Raw genomic sequence first — 20,682 nt, forward strand, 5'->3', positions numbered from 1 at the left:
CGCTGCAAGGCCGGCCCGCACAGGCCGGTGCCGGCTATGCTGTCTGCCATCCTTGGCTGTGGAGACACCATGCGCGACACCTTCCGCACAGCGCCGCCCCACGATGCGGTAAGTGCCACCCGCTTGCCCCCTACTGGGGCATACCAAGCCCGTGATTCGGCAGTGTTCACACGCCTTGGGCGCAATGTCCGCCCCTGCCGTGCTACCCACCTGCTGGCGCGGACCTAGGCCCGCCATGCCGCTTGCCGACCGCCCCACACGCCCGCACGTGGTCCGGCACGCGGTATGGGCCCTGCTGCTCGGCGGGTGGCTGGCACTCTCCAGCGCCTGGGGCCAGACGCTGACCCTGGCCGCCCCCTACCACCGCCAGCTGGACATCCAGGCCTACTGGGTCAGCGAGAAATATGACGGCATCCGTGCGCACTGGACGGGCCAACAACTGCTCAGCCGCCAGGGCCTGCCGATCGAGGCGCCGGCCTGGTTTGTGCACGGCTGGCCCCGTACCCCGCTGGACGGCGAGCTGTGGGCCGGGCGCGGCCAGTTTGCCGCGGTGCAATCGACCGTGGCCCAGGGCGCGCAGGATGACGCTGGCTGGCGTCGGTTGCGCTACATGGTGTTCGATGTGCCCCAGCAACCCGGGCCGTTCACACAGCGCCAGCAGCAGTTGCAGCGCACCGTGGCGGCCATCGGCCAGGATTGGGTGCAGGTGGTCCCGCAATGGCAAGTGCCCAGCCATGACGCCCTGCAGCGCCAGTTGCGCAGCTACAGCCAGGCGGGCGCCGAGGGCTTGATGCTGCGCCACGCCCAGGCACCCTACCGGGGCGGGCGCAGCGAGGACCTGATCAAGCTGAAGCTGTTCGAGGACGCCGAGGCCGTGGTCGTGGCCCACCTGCCGGGCCAGGGCAAATACCGCGGCATGACCGGTGCGCTGCTGGTCGAGTCCCCCAGCGGCCAGCGCTTCAAGCTGGGCAGCGGCCTGAGCGATGCCGACCGCCGCCAGCCACCACCGATTGGCAGCACCATCACCTACCGCTTCAACGGCACCCACCCCAGCGGCCTGCCGCGTTTTGCGCGCTACTGGCGGTTGCGCACCAGCGATCAGCCATAAAAAAAGAGAGCTGCTTGCGCTGGTTTTGCAAGGATTTCAGATGGTTTGACATCCTAAGTCCAGGCAGAACATGCGCTGCTTGCTCTCTTTTTCATGGACCCTGCCACGGCCGTGGCCAGGGTCCGCCATCCCGACTTAGGCCTTCTTGGCCACGGTCTTGCCGGCAGCCTTGGTCGTGGCCGCCTTCACCGCAGGCTTGGCCGCCGGTGCCGCCTTGGCGCGTGCCGCGCGGGGCTTGGTCGCAGCCTGGGCCGACGGGGTCTGCACCACGCAGTCGGCGTAGAAGCGCACATTGCCCTGGTCGTCCTCGATCTCCACCAGGCCGTGGATGTCGGTTTCAAAGCCGGGGCACTCCTTGGCGAACTCGCGCGCGAACAGCAGGTAGTCCACGATCTTCTTGTTGAAGACTTCGCCGGGGATCAGCAACGGAATGCCGGGGGGGTAAGGCGTCACCAGACCCACGGTGATGCGGCCTTCCAGGTGGTCGATCTCGACCCGCTCGGTCTTGCGCTGGGCAATGTGGGCGTAGGCGTCCGAAGGCTTCATCGCGGGCTGCAGGTCCGACAGGTACATCTCCGTCGTCAGACGGGCGATGTCGTACTTGGCGTACAGCTCGTGCACGTGCTGGCACAAGTCCTTGAGGCCCATGCGCTCGTAGCGGCGGTGCTGCTGCACGAACTCGGGGAGGATGCGCGCCAGCGGCTGGTTGCGGTCGTAGTCGTCCTTGAACTGCTGCAGCGCCGTCAGCATGGTGTTCCAGCGGCCCTTGGTGATGCCGATGGTGAACATGATGAAGAACGAGTACAGGCCCGTCTTCTCGACCACCACGCCGTGCTCGGCCAGGTACTTGGTGACGATGGAGGCGGGAATGCCGGTGTCGGCAAAGTCACCGTCCAGGTCCAGGCCGGGCGTAACGATGGTGGACTTGATGGGGTCCAGCATGTTGAAGCCGTCGGCCAAGTCGCCAAAGCCGTGCCAGTTGTCAAACTCCTTGCCGCCGTTTTTCTTTTTCGACTTGCTCTTGGGCGTCGCGTCCTTGCCGCGGATGATCCAATCGTCCGCGCGGCCCACGCCCTCTTCGGCCAGCTTCTCGGGGCCCCAAACCTGGAACCACCAGTCGTCGTCGCCAAACTCGTCGTCCACCTTGCGCATGGCGCGGCGGAAGTTGAGCGCCTCCAAAATGGACTCCTCCACCAAGGCCGTGCCCCCGGGCGGCTCCATCATGGCGGCCGCCACGTCGCAGCTGGCAATGATGCTGTATTGCGGGCTGGTCGAGGTGTGCATCAGGTACGCCTCGTTGAACAGGTGGTGGTCCAGCTTCTCGTTCTGCGAGTCCTGCACCAGCACGTGCGAGGCCTGGCTGATACCGGCCAGCAGCTTGTGGATGGACTGCGTGGCGTAGACCACGGACTCCTTGGGACGCTGGCGCTTCTTGCCCATGGCGTGGTAGGTGCCATAGAAGGGGTGGAAGGCCGCGTGCGGCAGCCACGCCTCGTCGAAATGCAGGTTGGCCACGTAGCCGTCCAGCATGGTCTTGATGGTCTCGGTGTTGTACAGCACGCCGTCATAGGTGGACTGCGTCAGCGTCAGCACACGCGGTTTGACGGTCTGGGCGTCCACACCCTTGAGCAAGGGGTTGGCGGCAATCTTGGCCTGGATCGACGCGATGCTGAATTCGCTTTGCGGGATCGGGCCGATGATGCCGAAGTGGTTGCGCGTGGGCTTCAAGAACACCGGAATCGCACCCGTCATGATGATGGAGTGGAGGATGGACTTGTGGCAGTTGCGGTCGACCACCACCACGTCACCGGGCGCCACGGTGTGGTGCCAGACGATCTTGTTGGAGGTGGAGGTGCCGTTGGTCACGAAGTAGCAGTGGTCGGCATTGAAGATGCGCGCGGCATTGCGCTCGGACTCGCCGATGGCACCGTTGTGGTCCAGCAACTGGCCCAGCTCTTCCACGGCATTGCACACGTCGGCGCGCAGCATGTTCTCGCCATAGAACTGGTGGTACATCTGGCCCACGGGCGTCTTCAGGAAGGCCACGCCCCCAGAGTGACCGGGGCAGTGCCAGCTGTACGAGCCGTCTTCGGCATAGTCCAGCAGCGCCTTGAAGAATGGGGGTTGCACGCTTTCCAGGTAGGCCTTGGCTTCGCGGATGATGTGCTTGGCCACGAACTCGGGCGTGTCCTCGAACATGTGGATGAAGCCATGCAGCTCGCGCAGGATGTCGTTGGGCAGGTGACGGCTGGTCTTGGTCTCGCCGTAGATGTAGATTGGCACCTCTTCATTCTTGCGGCGCACTTCGCCAATGAAGCTGCGCAGGCTGTGAATGATGGGGTCGTCGTTGTCGCCGGTCAGCTCTTCGTCGTCGATCGACAAGATGAACGCACTGGCACGACTTTGCTGTTGCGCAAACTGGCTCAGGTCACCATAACTGGTCACCCCAAGGACCTCAAAGCCCTCATCCTCAATGGCCTGCGCCAGGGCACGAATGCCCAGGCCAGACGTGTTGTCGGAGCGGTAATCCTCGTCGATGATGACGATGGGAAAACGGAATTTCATGCGCAACCCCTTGCAGTCGGGAACCAATAAAAGTCAGATAGGCGCGCAGTGTAAGTAATATCTAGGTTCAGCCTGCAAATTGCAGACGCTTTTCCTAAATTTGCGGGCAGTTTCACCACTGCGCCGCACACATAACCTAGGGAGTGACGCCGTGGAGGCAAGTACTATTTGGTGGATTTTGGCCGGCATTGCGATTGCCGCAGAGCTTCTGACGGGGGGCATCTACCTGCTGATGATTTCCACCGGGCTGGCTGCGGGCGCCATCGCCGCCCACCTGGGCCTGGGCCTGCCCGCACAGATCAGCATGGCCGCCATCATCGGCGTGCTGGCCGTTTTGCTGTGCCGCCGCATCCGCGGCCGCCGCATGCCCGAGTTGCCTGCCGCCGCCAACCCCGACCTGAATCTGGACATTGGTGAAACCCTGCACGTGCCCGAGTGGAACAGCGATGGCACGGCGCGCATCCCCTACCGCGGCAGCCAATGGACCGTGGTGCTGCGACCCGGCAGCCTGCCGTCGACAGGCCTGTACCGTGTGATCGAGGTACAGGGCAACCGCCTGATCGTGGACAAGGCCTGACCTGGCCAAGTCACCTGTTTTTTGTCTTTCGTTTTTCTCTTCAAAAGGTTTGGACCATGGAAATTGCCATCATCGGTTTAGTGATTGCTGCCATCTTCATCAGCATGTCGGTCAAGATCGTTCCCCAGCAGCACGCCTGGATCAAGGAACGCTTCGGCAAATATGCCGGCACACTGAGCCCCGGTCTGCGCATCATCATTCCCTTCATCGAGAAGGTGTCGTACAAGCACAGCCTCAAGGAAATCCCGCTCGATGTGCCCAGCCAGGTCTGCATCACGCGCGACAACACGCAGCTGCAGGTGGACGGCATCCTGTATTTCCAGGTGACCGACCCCATGCGCGCCAGCTACGGCTCGTCCAACTACATCATGGCGGTGACGCAGCTGGCCCAGACCTCGCTGCGCAGCGTGATCGGCAAGCTGGAACTGGACAAGACCTTTGAAGAGCGCGACATGATCAATGCCCAGGTCGTCAATGCGATCGACGAAGCCGCGCTGAACTGGGGCGTGAAAGTGCTGCGCTACGAAATCAAGGACCTGACCCCGCCCAACGAAATCCTGCGCGCCATGCAGGCCCAGATCACCGCCGAGCGCGAGAAGCGCGCGCTGATCGCGGCTTCCGAAGGCCGCCGCCAGGAGCAGATCAACATCGCCACCGGCGAACGCGAAGCCTTCATCGCCCGCTCCGAAGGTGAAAAGCAGGCCGCCATCAACAAGGCCCAGGGTGAAGCCGCCGCCATCACCACCGTCGCCGAAGCCACCGCCCAGGCGCTGGAGCGCGTGGCCCAGGCCATCCAGCAACCGGGTGGCGAGCAGGCCGTGCAACTCAAGGTGGCCGAAAGCGCCGTCGATGCCTACAGCAAGGTGGCCCAGGACGCCAACACCACGCTGATCGTGCCCAGCAACATCTCCGAAGTCTCCGGCCTCATCGCCTCCGCCATGCGCGTGGTGCAGCAAGGCGGCTCGCGCGGCTGAACGCGAAATCACGCCCACCTGCAAAGTTTTGCCCCTTTCTCCATTTGAGGCTGTAAAAGCAGGTTAGAATTTCAGCTTCACGGAGAGGTGGATGAGCGGTTTAAGTCGCACGCCTGGAAAGCGTGTGTGGGTTAATAGCCCACCGCGGGTTCGAATCCCGCCCTCTCCGCCAAATTGCAAGCCAAGCTGAATGCTTGGCTTTTCAATTCAGCTCGCAGCTTGGCTGTGCAGCCAGGAAGGGTGGATGAGCGGTTTAAGTCGCACGCCTGGAAAGCGTGTGTGGGTTAATAGCCCACCGCGGGTTCGAATCCCGCCCCTTCCGCCAAAAATTCAACTAAGCCCCTGATTTCAGGGGCTTTTTTGTTTTTTAAATTATTAAATCTACCATCCTATCCACCATTAAATTTCTGATTGATCCGTACTCCATCGGACTTCTTCGGACTTGTGCAGAGATACCCGCAGCAGCTGAACTCTATTTTTTTCAACTACATATCACTAGCTTGGCCTACCTACCAGGCCCTTTACCAGCCATGCAAGCCTGAGCCATCGCTCGGGCTTTTTTGCATCTACACCTTCGTCTGGAGCTACTGATGGACTTCCCCCCTTTCTGCCCCTACTGCCAAAGCCGCGATGTGGTCCCTCGGGCCACGGGCCTCAAAATCTTTGGTGCCATCGGCATCGTTGTGGGCGCTGCCGGCGCCTTCAAAGCCTCGCTCAAGGCCTTGCAAGTGCTGCAAAGCGGCAGTGTTGCCTTGCCAGGTATTGCACTCACAGGCATTGCCAGCGCGGTCCTGACCGCAATGAGCGCCAGTGCCCTGGGCTGCGAAATCGGCACCAAAGCGGGCGCGCAGCTCGATCGCATGCTGCTGGGCAACCGCTTTTGCAGGAGTTGCAAGCGCAGCTTTATCTACCTGTGACCTCTCTCTATTGGGTGGTGTTTTTTTACACCGCTTATTGAATAAGACGCATTTGTTTTTAAAGGATTTCTCATGGCACATCTCGTTGAAACCATGGCCTACGCTGGTCAAACCCCTTGGCATGAACTGGGCCACGCACTGCCCGCCAAGCAAAGCATCGATGTCTGGGCCCAGGCTGCCGGCATGGATTGGCGCATTCAAGAAACGCCGGTGCGTTATCTCGCCTCTGATGCGGAGTCCGGTCTTTCAGGTCTGTATGCCGAACCCAAGGAGTTTCCAGAGCAAAAGGTGCTGTATCGCAGCGATACGCAAGCGCCCTTGTCGGTGGTGGGCAGTCGCTACCAGGTGGTGCAGCCCCGTGAGGTGCTAGAGTTCTACCGGGACCTGACCGAAGTGGCCGGCTACGAGCTGGAGACAGCCGGGGTGCTCAAGGCCGGGCGCAAATTCTGGGCTTTGGCCCGCACAGGCAAATCTGCCGCTCTTAAGGGCAAGGATGTGGTCAACGGCTATTTGCTGCTGGCGACGTCCTGCGATGGGACGCTGGCCACGGTGGCGATGCCCACGACCGTGCGGGTGGTGTGCAACAACACACTGACGATTGCGCTGCGTGATGGTGTGGGCGCAGTCAAAGTGCCGCACAGCACAACGTTCGATGCCCAAGCAGTCAAGCGCCAGTTGGGCGTGGCCGTGGGTCAGTGGGACAGCTTCATGTACCGCATGAAGACGCTGGCTGAGCGCAAGGTCAAGACCCACGAGGCGATGAACTATTTCCTGAAGGTGATCTGCAATGCGGACAGCCACACCGATTTGTCGGTGGGCCTGACCAATGAGCGGGCACTCAAGAAGGTGCAGATGCTCTATGAGGGCCATGGCCGTGGGGCAGAGATGCATGCCGCCAAGGACACGGCCTGGGGCTTGCTGTGCGCCGTCACGGAGTTCGTGGACCACGAGAAACAAGCCCGCAGCCAGGACAACCGCCTGGACAGTGCCTGGTTCGGCCAAGGGGCTGTGATCAAGCAGCGGGCCTTGGACCATGCCTTGCAACTGGTGGCCTGAACGTGTTGGCCTGCATGCGTGTTTGGCGGCCTTTGGACAGGTTGTACCGTCCTCCTCTCACCTTGTTTGCGCTTTTATTTGCGTCTCTTTTGTCACCCCCACCAGCCGCCTTCTAAGGCGGCTTTTTTATGCCCGCATCCTTACGGGCCAAGGAGTTTTGTATGTCTTTGCACTTGGTCAGCCCTTCGGGGCATGGCGCAGCAGCGCCAGCCTCCCCTGCCCGCTCGCCCCGCAAAGGGGCTGCACTGCGCCTGGTGTCCACCAAGGACATGGCGCGTGATGATTGGCTGGAGGTGCGCCGCACCGGTATTGGCAGCTCCGATGCTGCCGCAGCCGTGGGGCTGAACCCTTACCAATCGCAGCTGGAGCTGTGGATGCTCAAGACGGGCAAGGGCGATCTCTTGCCAGCCATCGACCCTCTGGATGACACCAGCCCCATGTTCTGGGGCACGTTGCTGGAGCCCATTGTGGCGGCGCATTACACCAAGCGCACTGGCAACAAGGTGCGCCGCGTGAATGCGGTCTTGCAGCACCCGGAGCATGCGTGGATGCTGGCGAATGTGGACCGTGAGGTGGTCGGAGCTGGCGATGTGCAGATCCTGGAATGCAAAACTGCGGGCATCCATGGCGCCCGCCTGTGGCGCGATGGCGTGCCCGAGTATGTGCAATTGCAGGTGATGCACCAGCTGGCAGTCACGGGGCACCAGGCGGCCGATGTGGCCGTGCTGATCGGTGGTCAGGAGCTGCGGATTTTTAGGATTGAACGGGATGAGGCGCTGATTGCCCGTTTGATTGCCTTGGAGCAAGAGTTTTGGGAGATGGTCCAAAGCGGCACAGCGCCGCCTGGCGATGGCTCCGAGAGCAGCGAGAAGGCCTTGCGTTACCTCTACCCCGTCGATAGCGGCGAGCAGGTGGATTTCAGTGACGACGAGGGTCTGAGCGCCTGCTTTGAGGAGTTAGTGCAAGCCCGACTGGAGCTGGACGCTGCCAACAAGCGCGAAGCCCGTTTGCGTCAGCACCTGCAGATGCACATGGGCGAGGCCAGCAAGGCGGTATTTGCCTGCGGCGGCGCTGTGACCTGGAAGCGCAGCAAGCATGGCCAGGTCTTCAACACCAGCCAGTTTGTCCAGGACCATCCCACACTGGCCCAGCGCTACCTGAGTGTGCGAGCCGGCTCACGGCGGTTTTGCGTCTATGAGCCACAAGCGCAGACTTGAGGCCTGCGGGGGGCATTCCCAGTGCAACCCGTGCGTTTACACACCGGCCTCTTCGAATAAGCGGCGCAAGACCTGCATAGGCAAGAACTTGACTTTGCGCCGCTTGAGCTCGCGTCTAAAAATGCGTCCTCTTTCGATGAAGTTGATCTTGGGTTTCATATCGATCTGACGATTTACCAACGCCCCAAATCTAGCAGCAAAAGTCAGGGGGTTTTGACATCACGGGCTGGCCTGGATGCCTCCCCCCTTCCGCTCTCTTGCTTTACCTCTGTCTGTCCTCCTGGGCTTGGCCCTGGAGGTTTTTTTTTATTGGAGCATTTCATGATCAAAGGTTTGATGATCACGCCCCCAGTGATTGGCCGCATCGCCATCGGCAAGGTGGTGGAGCGCAATGGCAAGCGCTTGCCCGAGAAAGACGATGAGTTCACCATCACCACGCAGGTGCAGTCGCGTGGACAGTGGGTACTGCACCCGTTGGATGAAGCCCTGCGCCAAGCACAGCACAGCGGCATAAAGGAAGGCATCTCGCCCTCCTCTGCCGGTGATGTTGCGGATGGTGATGCGCAAGGTGATCCAGGATCAGCTGCTGCACCTGCGGCGCCTGTGTCCAAAGCCGTCTCAACCCGTGTATCCAGCAAGCGTTCACTCAAGGACAAGCTGGGTGTGGCAAAAGATGCCGAACCAGGCACTGCCAGCACCGCTGCCCTTGCTGCCCGGCGCAAGCTGCGCAGCATTCCGGTACAGGTGCTGTTCAACGAACCGGACTTGAACCTGCGGGCCCACTACACCTTGTTCGATCGCACCACGGCCAGACCAGTGTGTGTCGGTGATGGCGAGAGCTGCAAGCGGGTCACAGACCAGGGCTTGGAATCATTGCCCTGCCCCGGTCCGGACGTTTGCAGCTTCGGCCAGCAAGCGTGCAAGCCTTATGGGCGCTTGAACCTGGTGATTGGCGACAGCGACGAGCTGGGCAGCTTTGTGTTCCGGACCACGGGCTTCAACAGCATTCGGACATTGACGGCCCGGCTGCAGTACTTTGCAGAGGTCTCGGGCGGGCATCTGGCCTGCATGCCACTGGAGCTCAAGCTGCGGGGCAAGTCGACCACGCAGTCGCACCGTGCGGCCATTTACTACGCGGACCTGGTGGTGCGCAGTGGCATGTCCTTGAACGAGGCCATCGCTCACGCCAAGGAGGTGGCAGCCCAGCGCCTGGCTGCCGGGTTTGATCAGACGGCTTTGGATGCAGCAGCACGCCAAGGCTATGCGAATGGCAGCTTTGAAGATGCGCCCGATGAAGTGGAGCAGATTGTGGAGGAGTTCTATCCCGAAGAGGCTGGCTCTGCTGCGGAACCATCGCTGGCTTCCGCCAATGCTCCAGCGTTTGCGACCAACCAACGTGCACACCGTGGTGCGCATAGTCCGTGTGCGCAAAGGCCGTGAACACATAGGCCGTGAACGCGCAGTCCGTGGACGCATGGTCAGTGGGTTCTTAGCCCGTGGACTCATGGTCTGTAGCCAAGTTATCACGCTCTTGTAACCATAGCAGCCATGGATAAAAAAGCACCCCAGTGTGGCCCTGAGCCTGTGCTGCTGGCCTTTGGGCAGGCGGTGCGGCAGTTGCGCAAAGCGCGAGGTTTCTCGCAAGAGACCTTCGCCCAGTACTGTGGCCTCGATCGTAGCTATCTGGGTGGTGTAGAGCGTGGCGAGCGCAACATCACCTTGGCCAACATCGAACGCATCATCGCCGCCCTGCACATGAAGCCGTCCGAGTTCTTTGTGGCGTTGGATGGGCACTTCAGAGACATCGCCGTGCAACGCGGCACATCACATCTGAACGGCTTTGCGCCTTACTTTGTGCCGGGGACTCCTCGGCAAACACCCTGAACCAAGCGTTTGCTGCGCTGCCCAGGCTGGGCAGTGCAGCCGTGCTTGGTTTTTTTGATTGGATAGACCTAGAGAGGGACACATGAAACAACTACTGCTGCTTGGTGCAGCCCTCGCATTGGTGGGCTGCAACTCTACTCCCAGCGAAGGCGATATCGAGGATTTTCTGGAGTCCAGATTTGCCCCCTGCCAAAACATCAAGGTCGTCGACATTACGAAGACCAACGGGTACGAGCAAGATGGCTACTACCGGGTGGAATTTGCCTATAGCTTGGAGCTCAAGGATGCCAAGGCACTGCGTGCCGCGAAAGCACGCTGGCAGGAGGAAAACGACTCTGCAGAAAAGGCATTCCTAGAGAAGTGGCCAGGCTACCGCTTCCAACGTAAATCGCCAAACGATGCCATCTACAACTTTTACTTCGCAGGCTGCTCCAGTGGCGCCAGACAACTGATGCCCAACTACCTAGAGGTTCATAGCAGGGGGTTCAGTGAAGACGACATGGAGATGACAGGCACAGTGCTCATGCACAAGACTGAGAATGGCTGGCGCGCTTTGAGCGGGGGCTGAACCTGGAACTCCGCGTTTAGCAACACACATCTCCCCTTACCCGGCGCTCAATGCGTCGGGTGGGATTGAAGGATGGCATTTTTTTGGCCTGTTGAGTTGCAATCAACGTGTGAATGCCGGTTCACCAGCGTCACCGCGCCCACTTCGCGAGCAAGCAGCAAAAACTCTAGATAGCTGCGCAGCACACCATGCAGATTGATAAAAATCTTTAAATACCTGACTAGTCAGAGCACCTCGTCACTGGCTGCGTTACAAACTGAGTCTGACACCGAAAAAACTCAACGAGAACGTTGACTCGGTTCGTCTTTCACAGGTTTAAGAAGTCTGTCTAGCTACAACACGATCAAGCTACCTCCATGCCTATGCATGGCAAGTTGCATCAGGAGTAACAGTTGTCCTTTATTACAGACTTCATACCGCGAAGTTTTCTGCGGCAATGGACAGCGCTGCTTGCGGCTTGGATAGGCGTCGGCGTTTTGATCGTCGCACTGCTTTGCGAAGAACGCAGTGACATCGAGACTTCAGAAAAAGCCCTGCTCAGCCATCAGGCACACATCATCCATGACAACTTAAGCCGGCAGTTGGATGCGATTGATCGTGCCTTAAGAACTTTGGCCCAAGAAGTTCCAATTGCTCCTTTCTACGCGCAAGAAGACAGCCGACTCAATAGCCGTCTGCGTGCATTCAGCGATGCGATGACAGGCGTGCGAACACTCGCCGTTCTGGACAAACACGGAACAGCGATTTCTGCCAATCGACCAGAACTGATTGGGCAAAACTTCCAACACAGAGATTACTTTCAGACTGCTGTGCGAGGCTCGCAGCTACCGCAAGATGCGCTCATGGTGAGCGCACCGTTTCAAACGTTGTCAGGGTTTTGGTCTATCACCTTGGCTCGTGCGGTACACACCGAGAATGGACAGCTGGCAGCGCTCATGGTTGCGACCCTTGATCCAGAGGACTTCCGGATCTTGCTCAACTCCGTGCGATATGCACCCGATGTAGTGAGCAGCTTGTCCCATGCAGATGGCCTGCGCTTCTTGACCGCACCAGAAAATTTGGAGCAGCACAGTATTTCCGCAGAGCAAACAAGCACTCTCTTAAAGCGACACATAGTCAGCGATCAGCAGGAAACGATTACCAAAGGCGTGCTGGATTCCGGCACCTCGCAAAGGCTGGTCGTCATGCAGACCTTCCAGCCACCCCAGCTAAAGATGGACAAAGCCTTGGTGGCGACGGTGAGCCGCGATTGGAGTGCTATTTTCGCTCCCTGGCTCGCCAAAGCGGCGTTGGTGGGATTCCTATGGTTTGCAGCAGGCATCGCTGCTGGCGCTACTTTAGGTTTTAGCCAACATCGCCGCCGCGAACTGATGCGCCGCGAACAGGCGCTTGAACAAGAGACTGCAGCTTTACAAGCACGCTGGCATGCTGTGTTGATGGCAACGCAGCAAGGTGTCTGGGACTGTGACATCAAAGCTGGAACCATCTATCTGTCGCCTGTTTGGAAGGAAATGCTCGGCTACGGGCCGTTAGATCTTGGCAACACTATGGGGGATTGGGAGGCTTTAGTACACCCTGACGACCTCCCACAAATGCAGGCTGTATTGCAGCAACACTTCCAGGGACAGAGTGCTCTCTATGAGAGCGTGCACCGTGTGCGCTGCAAAGGTGGGGAGTTCAAATGGGTCCTAGATCGCGGTCAAATCATTGAACGAGATGCCGAGGGAAAGCCAATTCGCTTGATCGGCACGCAGACCGATGTCAGCACTCAACGACAACAACAAGAAACGCTCAATCGCTTGGCTGATCACGTACCTGGAGCGCTCTATCAGTACCTGCTCCGTGCAGATGGACACGCGCACTTTCCATACATCAGCCGCGGAATTGAGGATCTTTACGGAAAGCCGCCTCAAGCACTGTGCGATGACGCGGCATTGATTTTTAACACCATCCATCCGGACGATTTGCCCCACGTCTACGAGAGCATTCAAGCATCAGCTCAAAGCCTCCAACTCTGGCGCGAGGAGTATCGCGTCGTCTTGCAACAAGGCGTGCGATGGATCAGTGGTCAAGCCATGCCGCAAAGGACGGCTGATGGCGATGTGCTCTGGCATGGTTACATCCAGGACATTACGCAGGCCAAGGAGCAATCGTTGCAGCTTCAAAACACTGAGCGTCTATTGCAGCACCTGCTGCAAGAAATGCCAGTCGGGCTGTGCATGGTCAACGGCGCTGGGGAGATGTACTTTCGCAACCGCAGGTTTTTGGAAATCTTTGGCTATACACAGGAAGAAGTGCCTACGCTGGACGAATGGTGGCAGCGAGCCTATCCTGATGCAACCTACCGAGCCAAAGTGATGCAGACTTGGAATGCTGCTCTAGGCCATGCTCGCGCACGTCAAGGAGAGATTGAGAACCAAGAGTACTACGTTACCGACAGTGATGGCAGAAACCGCACAATGGCCATCAGCGGGGTGACCTTCGGGGACGATTTCTTAGCCATGTTTGTTGATCGTACTGAACAGCAAATGCAGAAAGAAATGTTCCGTAAATTGGCCTTCTTTGACAGCTTGACTGAACTACCCAATCGCAGGCAGTTTGACCACAGCCTTAAAGCTGAATGGCGCCGCAGCCGGAGAAGTGGCAAGCCCTTGGCATTGATCATGTTCGACATTGATCACTTCAAGCAATACAACGATTTGTACGGACATCAAAAAGGCGATGAGTGCTTGCGCACAGTGGCACAGGCACTACGTGATGCACTTGTACGACCTCACGACTTGGTCGCACGCTACGGCGGCGAAGAGTTTGTCTGCCTGCTTCCAGAATGCGATTTAGATGGCGCTATGGCCAAGGCCGAAAAGCTCTGCCAAGCAGTTCAAGAAAAAGCCATTCCACATGCGAACTCTTCAACGGGACAGTTCGTCACTGTCAGCGCAGGCGTCGCTTGCTTGATCCCAAACGCGCTACTTGAACCTTCTTCACTCATACAGAGAGCCGATGAGAACTTGTACAAAGCAAAAGTTCAAGGACGAAACAGGGCTGTCAGTTAAGCGGTGCCAACACAAACTATGCATGCAAGTGCGCTGATGAATTTGATCCATGCTCATGGCAGCAGCACTTGCCAGTCTCAAACTCATCGAGCCTTTAGGCTTACGTGCGTGTACGTTTTGGGCCCGTGCTCCATCGGCTGAAATACCTGCGGGCGCTGGTACTAATTGACCATCATTCCGGAGCAAGATGACCGGTATGGTTGTACATACCACCGGCCGCAACCGACCCATTGCTGTCGTTCCTGCCTCAGCCACTAATGTCTGCCTGTCAGCGTGAATGGTCGTTACCCGATGTCTGATGCGTTCAAACATGAACTGCACTCGTGATTGAGGGAGTCCCTGCCTGAAACTCTGAGGTGTCCACAGCACTCTGTCGGCCCTCGCAGAAAAGTTGGCGGTATGCCGATGGCGATGTATGAAGTTGGCTCGCGAAGTGCTGCCGCAACGACAAGGCCGAGCCCAGACCCACTTCGGTCGCAATCGACTCAATCGACAGCTCGGTGGTTTCCAGCAACTGCTGTGCGCGTGCGATGCGGGCCGCCGCGAGCCACTTCACGAAGGTTGTGCCAGTTGCTTCCCTGAAGCGGCGTGTGAAGGTCCGTCGGCTCATGTGCGCCACTTCGGCCAATACATCTAGCGAAAGCGGCTGCGACAGGTTCTCTCGGGCCCATTCCAGAACGCCTGGCAAACGGCTCTCGCTGGGCAGAACGGGTACCGGCTGCTCTATGTACTGGGCCTGACCGCCTTGGCGGTGCGGAGGTGTCACCAATAGTCTGGCGACCCGATTGGCGACATCCGCACCGTGGCGCTGGCGTATGAGGTTCAGACAGCAGTCAATCGCAGCAACTGTGCCCGCAGACGTGACGACATTGCCATCGTCCACATAGAGCACGTCTGGCAAGAAATTGACTTTGGGAAAACGCTGGACAAAGAGGTCGCGACAGGCCCAGTGCGTGGTAGCACGGCGCTCGTCCAGCAAACCTGCATCACCCAAGACAAAAGCGCCAAGACACAGACCGACCACTTGGGCACCACGGGCATGGGCTTGTTTGAGAGCTTCCGTCAACACGGCCGGCGCTGCCGCTTCTGGATGATTCCAGGCCGGAACGATCACAAGGTCAGCGCTGGTCATGGCCTCAAGCCCGCCAGGCACCTCAATCTCCACGCCTTGATCACAGCGCACTTTGCCCGGCGTCGGCGCGCAGTACCGCACTTCGTGCGGTGGCAGCCCTGTGGGCGCTGGTGTCACTCCAAACACGATGCCTGGTACAGAAAGGTGAAACAGGCTGACGCCTTCGAAAGCAAGAACGGCGACGCGGACAGGTTGCATGGACGCTCCAACGGCAGAGGCTGAGAAATTGGCCCGATTTTATCTAACATTGTCATTTGGGCCAATGGTTCAAAAAGCCAGCCCTTCGGACAATTGGCATCAACGCGCTGAAGACCCTTCATGCCGCGACATTCGCCACTTGAACCAAGGACAACACCATGAATATTTCGAACGTATTGCGAAACGCCGCCGCCCTCGGCGGCATTGCGACCCTCATCGTATGCGGCACAGCCAATGCGGCAACACCCGCCAAGGCCAAACTGTCCGCCGCGACACATGCCGTCAAGGTTCAGCAAATCCGCAACGCGACCATCAAAGTGAACTACGCGGGCACCACCTTCCTCATCGACCCAATGCTGGCCAAGAAAGGGACATACCCTGGTTTTGAGGGGACGTACAACAGCCAGTTGCGAAACCCGTTGGTCGAGCTGCCGATGCCACTGGCCGAGGCGATGAAGGCTGACGCCATCATCGTTACCCACACCCATTTGGATCATTGGGATGACGCGGCCAAGCAAAACCTACCTAAGAACCTCCCGCTCTTCGCACAAAACGAAGCCGATGCCCAAAGCATCCGCAAAGACGGATTCACGAATGTGCGCGTGCTCACCAAGGGCACCGAGTTCAAGGGCACACGCCTCAGCCCCACAGGCGGTCAGCATGGGGATGACAAAACCATGGCGGTCGCTGGTGAACTGCTGGGGCAGGTGATGGGTGTTGTCTTCCAACGGCCAGGCCACAAGACAGTCTACGTCGCTGGCGACACGGTCTGGAACAAACAAGTGGAAAGCGCCATTCAGGACTACCAGCCTGAGGTCATCATCCTCAACACAGGCTACGCCCGCATCCAGGGACTGGATGGCTCCATCATCATGGGCAAGGAAGACCTCTTGCGCGCATCCCAACTAGCGCCTGATGCCAAGGTCATTGGCAGCCACATGGAGGCCGTGAACCACGGAATGCAGACGCGCAAGGAGTTGCGTGACTTCATCGCGGAAAAGGGCATGGACCCCAAGCAGGTTCTCGTGCCTGCAGACGGTGAGTCGTACAGCTTCTAAGTTGCAGTTGGGCTAGATGCCGTCGCGTCTCTTTCTACAGGCTTGATTAGATGGTGGATGGCCTAGGGCACCTGCGTCAGGCCGTAGCCGAACGCAGGCCTCCCACTGTGTGCCTATATCGATAAGCAGACATTCAATAAAAGGGAGGCGAACGGCGGCTTCTGGCCGAATTCAGTCGGTCACGATCAGCGGACTAGTCAGTCCCAATCGGCACAGCTGGTCAATCAGACCAGCATCCGCAAAACCACTGGTTTCCGGTCTGCTTCTTGGCCCCCTCCACAAGTTGTGCGCGCAGTACTTTCGAGGTGGTTACTGGCGCGCTCTAACACCTACGCCAATCGTGAAAACTCTGAGCTTGGATCTGAACAAGTGCCTGCCCTACCCTCAAGCGAAAAAACACTCGAATGCGATTGTGCTGAGCCGATGGGCACCCGCCGAAAGTAGCTGACTACTGGCGTTGAGGCTCACCAACCAAAAAATTGATGAAGGCATTAATGTTCATCGGACGCCCCAGGGCATACCCTTGCCCATAGGGCACACCTTCCGACAAAAGCAGTTCCACCTGCTCAATTTTTTCAATTCCCTCGGCTACTGTGTAAGCGTTGACGGCAGAGGCTATCCGGACGATCTCAGGGATCAGGTTGGAGCGAACCGTGTTGTCCTCCAACTCATAGACGAAAGATCTATCAATTTTGAGTATCTGCGGCGAAAGCTGTGTGACGGTTCTGAGGTTGGAATAGCCTGTGCCAAAGTCGTCCACAGCGATCAAAAAACCATGCGCTTTTAGCTGCTGTACTTCGGTGATTAATTCACTGGACAGACTGTGCTCTGTCACCTCTATGCAGATCTCAAAATCTTTTCTTCCGCACTCTTCCAACGCATCCGCCAACAACGGGATCAGTCGGCTGGCCTCTATGTTTTGTGGAAAACAATTGAGTGCAATGCTGAACTTGTCTTGGTCAATCTGCGGCAGATGCTCGGCAAGCTCATGAATGGCCTTGCGCATCACCGCATGATCAAAATTGCGCTCCAGCCCCTGACTCATAATCGCGGGGATCATCTGATCAGGGGGCCACGTTTGATCTCCCTCCTTCAAACGTGCTAAGACTTCACAGCCTATGGGGCGCATCGTCCGCAGATCGAATACAGGTTGGTAAAGCAGCATCAAATGTGCATCATCGCAAAGAAATCGTATGCGATGGCTCAGACGACCAAGCTTTTGCACATAGGGACTTACGGCAGCAATCGCAAGCGCAGCGATCAATAGCAACCCTGGCAAAAAAGCTGGTAGCAACATATCGTGCCGAACTATCGTGAATAGGCTACGTTGCGTCTGCAGCACCACATCTAGCCCAGGCGTCATGCTGATAAGTTCATAGCTCAGCCCTCGCCATACAAATCTTGTTGCATTCTGGCGCGCCACTCGGACCTTCATGTCCGAAGATTGCTCGATGCCAGTACGTGCATGCAGCAAGATCAGGCCCGCTCTCGTGCGTAGCCAAACAACGTCTGCACTCGCATACAGATCATCGGTAACGTAAGGGCTGACAACGACATTGACTCTTGGGCGCTGCACGATGATGGCAGACTGCTTCTTACCTGACATCGTCAGCGGCACATTGACGAGCAATTCTGCACCTGAGCTTGTGATGTGCACAGGGTAGTTGCCTTTGATAGGCTCGTATAAAGCGCCTAGGGCTGTAGAGCACGTGAGTCTGCGTTCATCATCTAACAGACCAATTTCGCGCAGATAGCGAGTACCCAGCAAGTAAGAATTCAGACTTATCAAACCTGCTTCACTGCACCTCAGATCGTCTAGAGCGACCAAACGATCAAGCAGCTCTGTGCTTTCAGCTGCGACTTTCTGGAAAGTTCGCAAAGTGTCCTCATGCTGCTGGCTAAGTCGGCGTTGATCCAACCACACCGTGGCGACCAGTGCTCCCAACACAAGCGCGAAGGCCAGAAGAAGTCCGATCCCGAAAGCAAAAAACCTTGGCATTTCTGCCATTTTCAGAAGCAGCCAGTAACGGATCTTATTCAAACCAGCCCCCCTACTCTCAGCAAATCGGATTGGACAGAACAAGGATGCCCATCACTTCAGCGAACATGAAGGGATGCAGCGTTGTCTGCCGGACTATTTTGCGGCGGTCGAACTGGAAAATTTGACAATTTCTTAGTCAATTGTGTCAACCACGCGATTTCGACCTTCGTGTTTGGCGAGGTATAAATTTTTGTCAGCACGCTCTATGGTGCTTGCCAGCATTTCTTTCTTATTGCGCCGCAGTGCCAGCCCCACGCTGATGTGGATCTGAATCACTTTTCCACCAACACGCACTGGCTGAGATTGCATTGCAAGGCGCAACCGCTCAGCGACCGCACGAGAGCTAGCTTGGTTGGCTTGGCGTAACAATACGATGAACTCTTCACCACCATAGCGCGCCAGCACATCACCTTCACGCAACTGGGCCTGCGAGCGACGAGCGACCTCTCGCAGCACTTTGTCACCGACCGGATGACCAAATCTATCGTTGATTTTTTTGAAATAGTCGATGTCAAACATCAACACCGCCAAGTCCTGGGATGTATCGCTATCAAACGCTATCTTGTCTTGGGAGTTTTGTGCTTGATAGTGGGCTTGGGCTAGATCGAAAAAAGCACGGCGGTTCAACAGCCCAGTCAGGGGATCATGTGACGCCTCTCGTCTCAGCATTCGCTCGAGTCGAATTTGAGCCGTGACATCTTGGAAAAGCCAAACTCGGCCATTGTGAGCATCATTGAGGACAGGATGTGTGTCTACTCGCCAGATGCATTCGTCCAGCTCCCAATTGGCTGTCACCTGAGCATTCAAAGAGTGCTGTAGCGCCTGGTAGACAGGCTCCAAGTCAGCGGCGTTATCGCAACGCGAACGCGCAGCACGCATGGCTTGCGCAAGTGTGTTCAGTGGAACATACCCGGCCGAGATGTTGAGCAAACCTGAGGCGACTTGATTGACTTGGGCATGTTGGTCCAGACCTGATACGACAACGACCCCCTGTGGCACGCTGTTGAAGATGTCGTGAAACTTCGCACCAGACTCAATGGTCTCTTCAGCCAGATGACGAGCATCCAGCAAACGTGCATAGATTGGTCTGAGCAATCCGATCAAGTGCTGCTGCGATAGTGGATTGCTGCTTAGCGTTACCGCTTTGGGTACTTGGGAAGCATCCCACACAAAAAGCACACCACCCTCTGCCCGTTCTCCAAAATCCAAGCAATTCAGATAAGCGACTTTAGCCACGGTGAATGTCAAACCAGCCGTCAGCATGCTGGGTAAGTCTGCAGGGCACAAAAACTGCAAGGCCCCAGCTTCATTGCTTAGTTCTTTAGGAATGCGCCAAGACCATGCTGTGCTGCGCTGCCAGCTCAAAGGAGGCTCGCTGCGCAGCGGTACAACCTGATCAACCGCGCGTTGCTGCAATCCGATCACCAAGCTTGCTTGAGATAGCTGACGCGCCAACTCCAGAAAAGCCGCCAGTGAATTCGCGTGCATCTTCACGGGCAGAAGCTCTCAGCGATCCAAGAGATGACGCAATACGGCAGGGGCCACGATCTGAGGTTGCGTTATGTGAGGCAAGTGTCCTTCCAGCTCCAAAACCTCGGACACACTGCCAGGTATGTGGGCATGCAGCCAGTGGGCAACATCTACTGGCACAGCCATATCCTTGCGACTATGAATCAATCGAGTGTCCGTAGTCACACGGGGCACAAGAGTGCGGTGATCACTTTGAAAGATCATGCGCAGTATGTGTTGTGCGATATCTGGTCGAATTTTGAACAACGTCGCGCTGAAATGTGCAAGGGAGTCCTGCGCTGCCAAGCCCATGACCATGGGCACGAAACCAGCTGCCCAACTCTGATAGTTGGTGGCCATGGCATCGTAGAGTGCATTCAGGTCGTTTTGCTCAAAGCCGCCGACATAAGACGTTGCAGGATCATTCAAGTAGCACGGAGAAGGTTGCAACAGGACCAAGCGATCAAACAACTCAGGACGTGCTACTGCAGCAATCATGCCGATCATTCCACTGACCGAATGACCCACGTAATGCACTCGGCTCACTTGCTGCTCGGCAATGAGTGCCAACAGATCATCGGCGTATCCAAACAACGAGCTGTGCAAGTGCAAGTCATAGCTAGCCTCGCCGTGGTCGCCACAGCCAGCCAAGTTGTAAGAAAGCACCCGGAAATTTGCATCCAAAACGGGACGAATGTACTCCCACGATGTCTGATCGGAACCAAAACCGTGACTGAGCACAACTACTTCATCCCCAGAACCACTCCACGTGGCTTTCAAACGATTGGAAGCAGTTGTCACGTCATAAGGCTGGTTGGTCATCGT

General features: G+C 57.6%; 16 protein-coding genes and 2 tRNA genes. 13 read left to right on the forward strand and 5 right to left on the reverse strand.

Going from position 1 to position 20,682, the window contains the following annotated elements:
• Nucleotides 1-235 precede the first annotated feature (235 nt).
• Nucleotides 236-1,108, forward strand: coding sequence for a DNA ligase (locus FYM52_RS03060; protein ID WP_154163042.1), 873 nt, complete (start codon nucleotides 236-238; stop codon nucleotides 1,106-1,108).
• Between the two features lie 135 nt (nucleotides 1,109-1,243).
• On the opposite strand, the gene FYM52_RS03065 is transcribed toward FYM52_RS03060, so the two are convergent.
• Nucleotides 1,244-3,673 carry an arginine/lysine/ornithine decarboxylase gene (locus tag FYM52_RS03065; protein ID WP_154163043.1) on the reverse strand — a complete coding sequence of 810 codons (2,430 nt, stop codon included), beginning with the start codon at nucleotides 3,671-3,673 and terminating at the stop codon, nucleotides 1,244-1,246.
• A 151-nt stretch (nucleotides 3,674-3,824) separates the two neighbouring features.
• Here FYM52_RS03065 and FYM52_RS03070 point away from each other — a divergent pair, with 151 nt between their 5' ends.
• The 11 genes from FYM52_RS03070 (at nucleotide 3,825) to FYM52_RS03120 (ending at nucleotide 13,919) form a co-directional block, all read left to right on the forward strand.
• Nucleotides 3,825-4,250 carry an NfeD family protein gene (locus tag FYM52_RS03070; protein WP_045266964.1) on the forward strand — a complete coding sequence of 142 codons (426 nt, stop codon included), beginning with the start codon at nucleotides 3,825-3,827 and terminating at the stop codon, nucleotides 4,248-4,250.
• 56 nt (nucleotides 4,251-4,306) lie between these two features.
• Complete coding sequence (locus tag FYM52_RS03075) at nucleotides 4,307-5,224, forward strand: SPFH domain-containing protein (RefSeq protein ID WP_154163044.1); 918 nt, start codon at nucleotides 4,307-4,309, stop codon at nucleotides 5,222-5,224.
• An 81-nt stretch (nucleotides 5,225-5,305) separates the two neighbouring features.
• A tRNA-Ser gene (locus FYM52_RS03080) sits at nucleotides 5,306-5,396 on the forward strand.
• A 62-nt stretch (nucleotides 5,397-5,458) separates the two neighbouring features.
• Nucleotides 5,459-5,549 (forward strand) — tRNA-Ser (locus FYM52_RS03085).
• A 265-nt stretch (nucleotides 5,550-5,814) separates the two neighbouring features.
• Nucleotides 5,815-6,141, forward strand: a complete 327-nt coding sequence (locus FYM52_RS03090; RefSeq protein ID WP_051519679.1) for a hypothetical protein — start codon at nucleotides 5,815-5,817, stop codon at nucleotides 6,139-6,141.
• A gap of 72 nt (nucleotides 6,142-6,213) precedes the next feature.
• Nucleotides 6,214-7,197, forward strand: a complete 984-nt coding sequence (locus tag FYM52_RS03095; protein ID WP_148748427.1) for a DUF932 domain-containing protein — start codon at nucleotides 6,214-6,216, stop codon at nucleotides 7,195-7,197.
• 161 nt (nucleotides 7,198-7,358) lie between these two features.
• Nucleotides 7,359-8,414, forward strand: a complete 1,056-nt coding sequence (locus FYM52_RS03100) for a YqaJ viral recombinase family protein (RefSeq protein WP_154163045.1) — start codon at nucleotides 7,359-7,361, stop codon at nucleotides 8,412-8,414.
• Between the two features lie 321 nt (nucleotides 8,415-8,735).
• Nucleotides 8,736-9,854, forward strand: a complete 1,119-nt coding sequence (locus tag FYM52_RS03105) for a phage capsid protein (protein WP_154163082.1) — start codon at nucleotides 8,736-8,738, stop codon at nucleotides 9,852-9,854.
• Between the two features lie 108 nt (nucleotides 9,855-9,962).
• Nucleotides 9,963-10,298 carry a helix-turn-helix transcriptional regulator gene (locus tag FYM52_RS03110; protein ID WP_154163046.1) on the forward strand — a complete coding sequence of 112 codons (336 nt, stop codon included), beginning with the start codon at nucleotides 9,963-9,965 and terminating at the stop codon, nucleotides 10,296-10,298.
• 82 nt (nucleotides 10,299-10,380) lie between these two features.
• The gene (locus tag FYM52_RS03115; protein ID WP_154163047.1) at nucleotides 10,381-10,866 is read left to right on the forward strand and encodes a hypothetical protein; all 486 of its coding nucleotides are present in this window, start codon (nucleotides 10,381-10,383) and stop codon (nucleotides 10,864-10,866) included.
• A 392-nt stretch (nucleotides 10,867-11,258) separates the two neighbouring features.
• On the forward strand, nucleotides 11,259-13,919 hold the full coding sequence (locus FYM52_RS03120; protein ID WP_154163048.1) for a diguanylate cyclase domain-containing protein: 2,661 nt from the start codon (nucleotides 11,259-11,261) through the stop codon (nucleotides 13,917-13,919).
• A gap of 304 nt (nucleotides 13,920-14,223) precedes the next feature.
• Here FYM52_RS03120 and FYM52_RS03125 read toward each other — a convergent pair whose 3' ends face one another.
• Nucleotides 14,224-15,249: a GlxA family transcriptional regulator gene (locus tag FYM52_RS03125; protein WP_042413965.1), complete on the reverse strand. Its 1,026-nt coding sequence runs from the start codon at nucleotides 15,247-15,249 to the stop codon at nucleotides 14,224-14,226.
• 158 nt (nucleotides 15,250-15,407) lie between these two features.
• On the opposite strand from FYM52_RS03125, the gene FYM52_RS03130 reads away from it, so the two are divergent.
• The gene (locus tag FYM52_RS03130; protein ID WP_042413968.1) at nucleotides 15,408-16,307 is read left to right on the forward strand and encodes an MBL fold metallo-hydrolase; all 900 of its coding nucleotides are present in this window, start codon (nucleotides 15,408-15,410) and stop codon (nucleotides 16,305-16,307) included.
• 448 nt (nucleotides 16,308-16,755) lie between these two features.
• On the opposite strand, the gene FYM52_RS03135 is transcribed toward FYM52_RS03130, so the two are convergent.
• From FYM52_RS03135 to FYM52_RS03145, 3 genes are all read right to left on the reverse strand, one after another.
• A complete protein-coding gene (locus tag FYM52_RS03135) occupies nucleotides 16,756-18,348 on the reverse strand; it encodes an EAL domain-containing protein (RefSeq protein WP_154163049.1) in 1,593 nt (530 codons plus the stop codon).
• A 132-nt stretch (nucleotides 18,349-18,480) separates the two neighbouring features.
• Nucleotides 18,481-19,836: a GGDEF domain-containing protein gene (locus FYM52_RS03140; RefSeq protein ID WP_238826098.1), complete on the reverse strand. Its 1,356-nt coding sequence runs from the start codon at nucleotides 19,834-19,836 to the stop codon at nucleotides 18,481-18,483.
• Between the two features lie 18 nt (nucleotides 19,837-19,854).
• Nucleotides 19,855-20,679 (reverse strand): alpha/beta fold hydrolase, encoded by an 825-nt coding sequence (locus FYM52_RS03145; RefSeq protein WP_154163051.1) that lies wholly within the window; start codon nucleotides 20,677-20,679, stop codon nucleotides 19,855-19,857.
• Nucleotides 20,680-20,682: the final 3 nt, after the last annotated feature.

The sequence above is a fragment of the Comamonas sp. CAH-2 genome, assembly GCF_009668305.1.
GTDB lineage: Bacteria > Pseudomonadota > Gammaproteobacteria > Burkholderiales > Burkholderiaceae_C > Comamonas > Comamonas aquatica.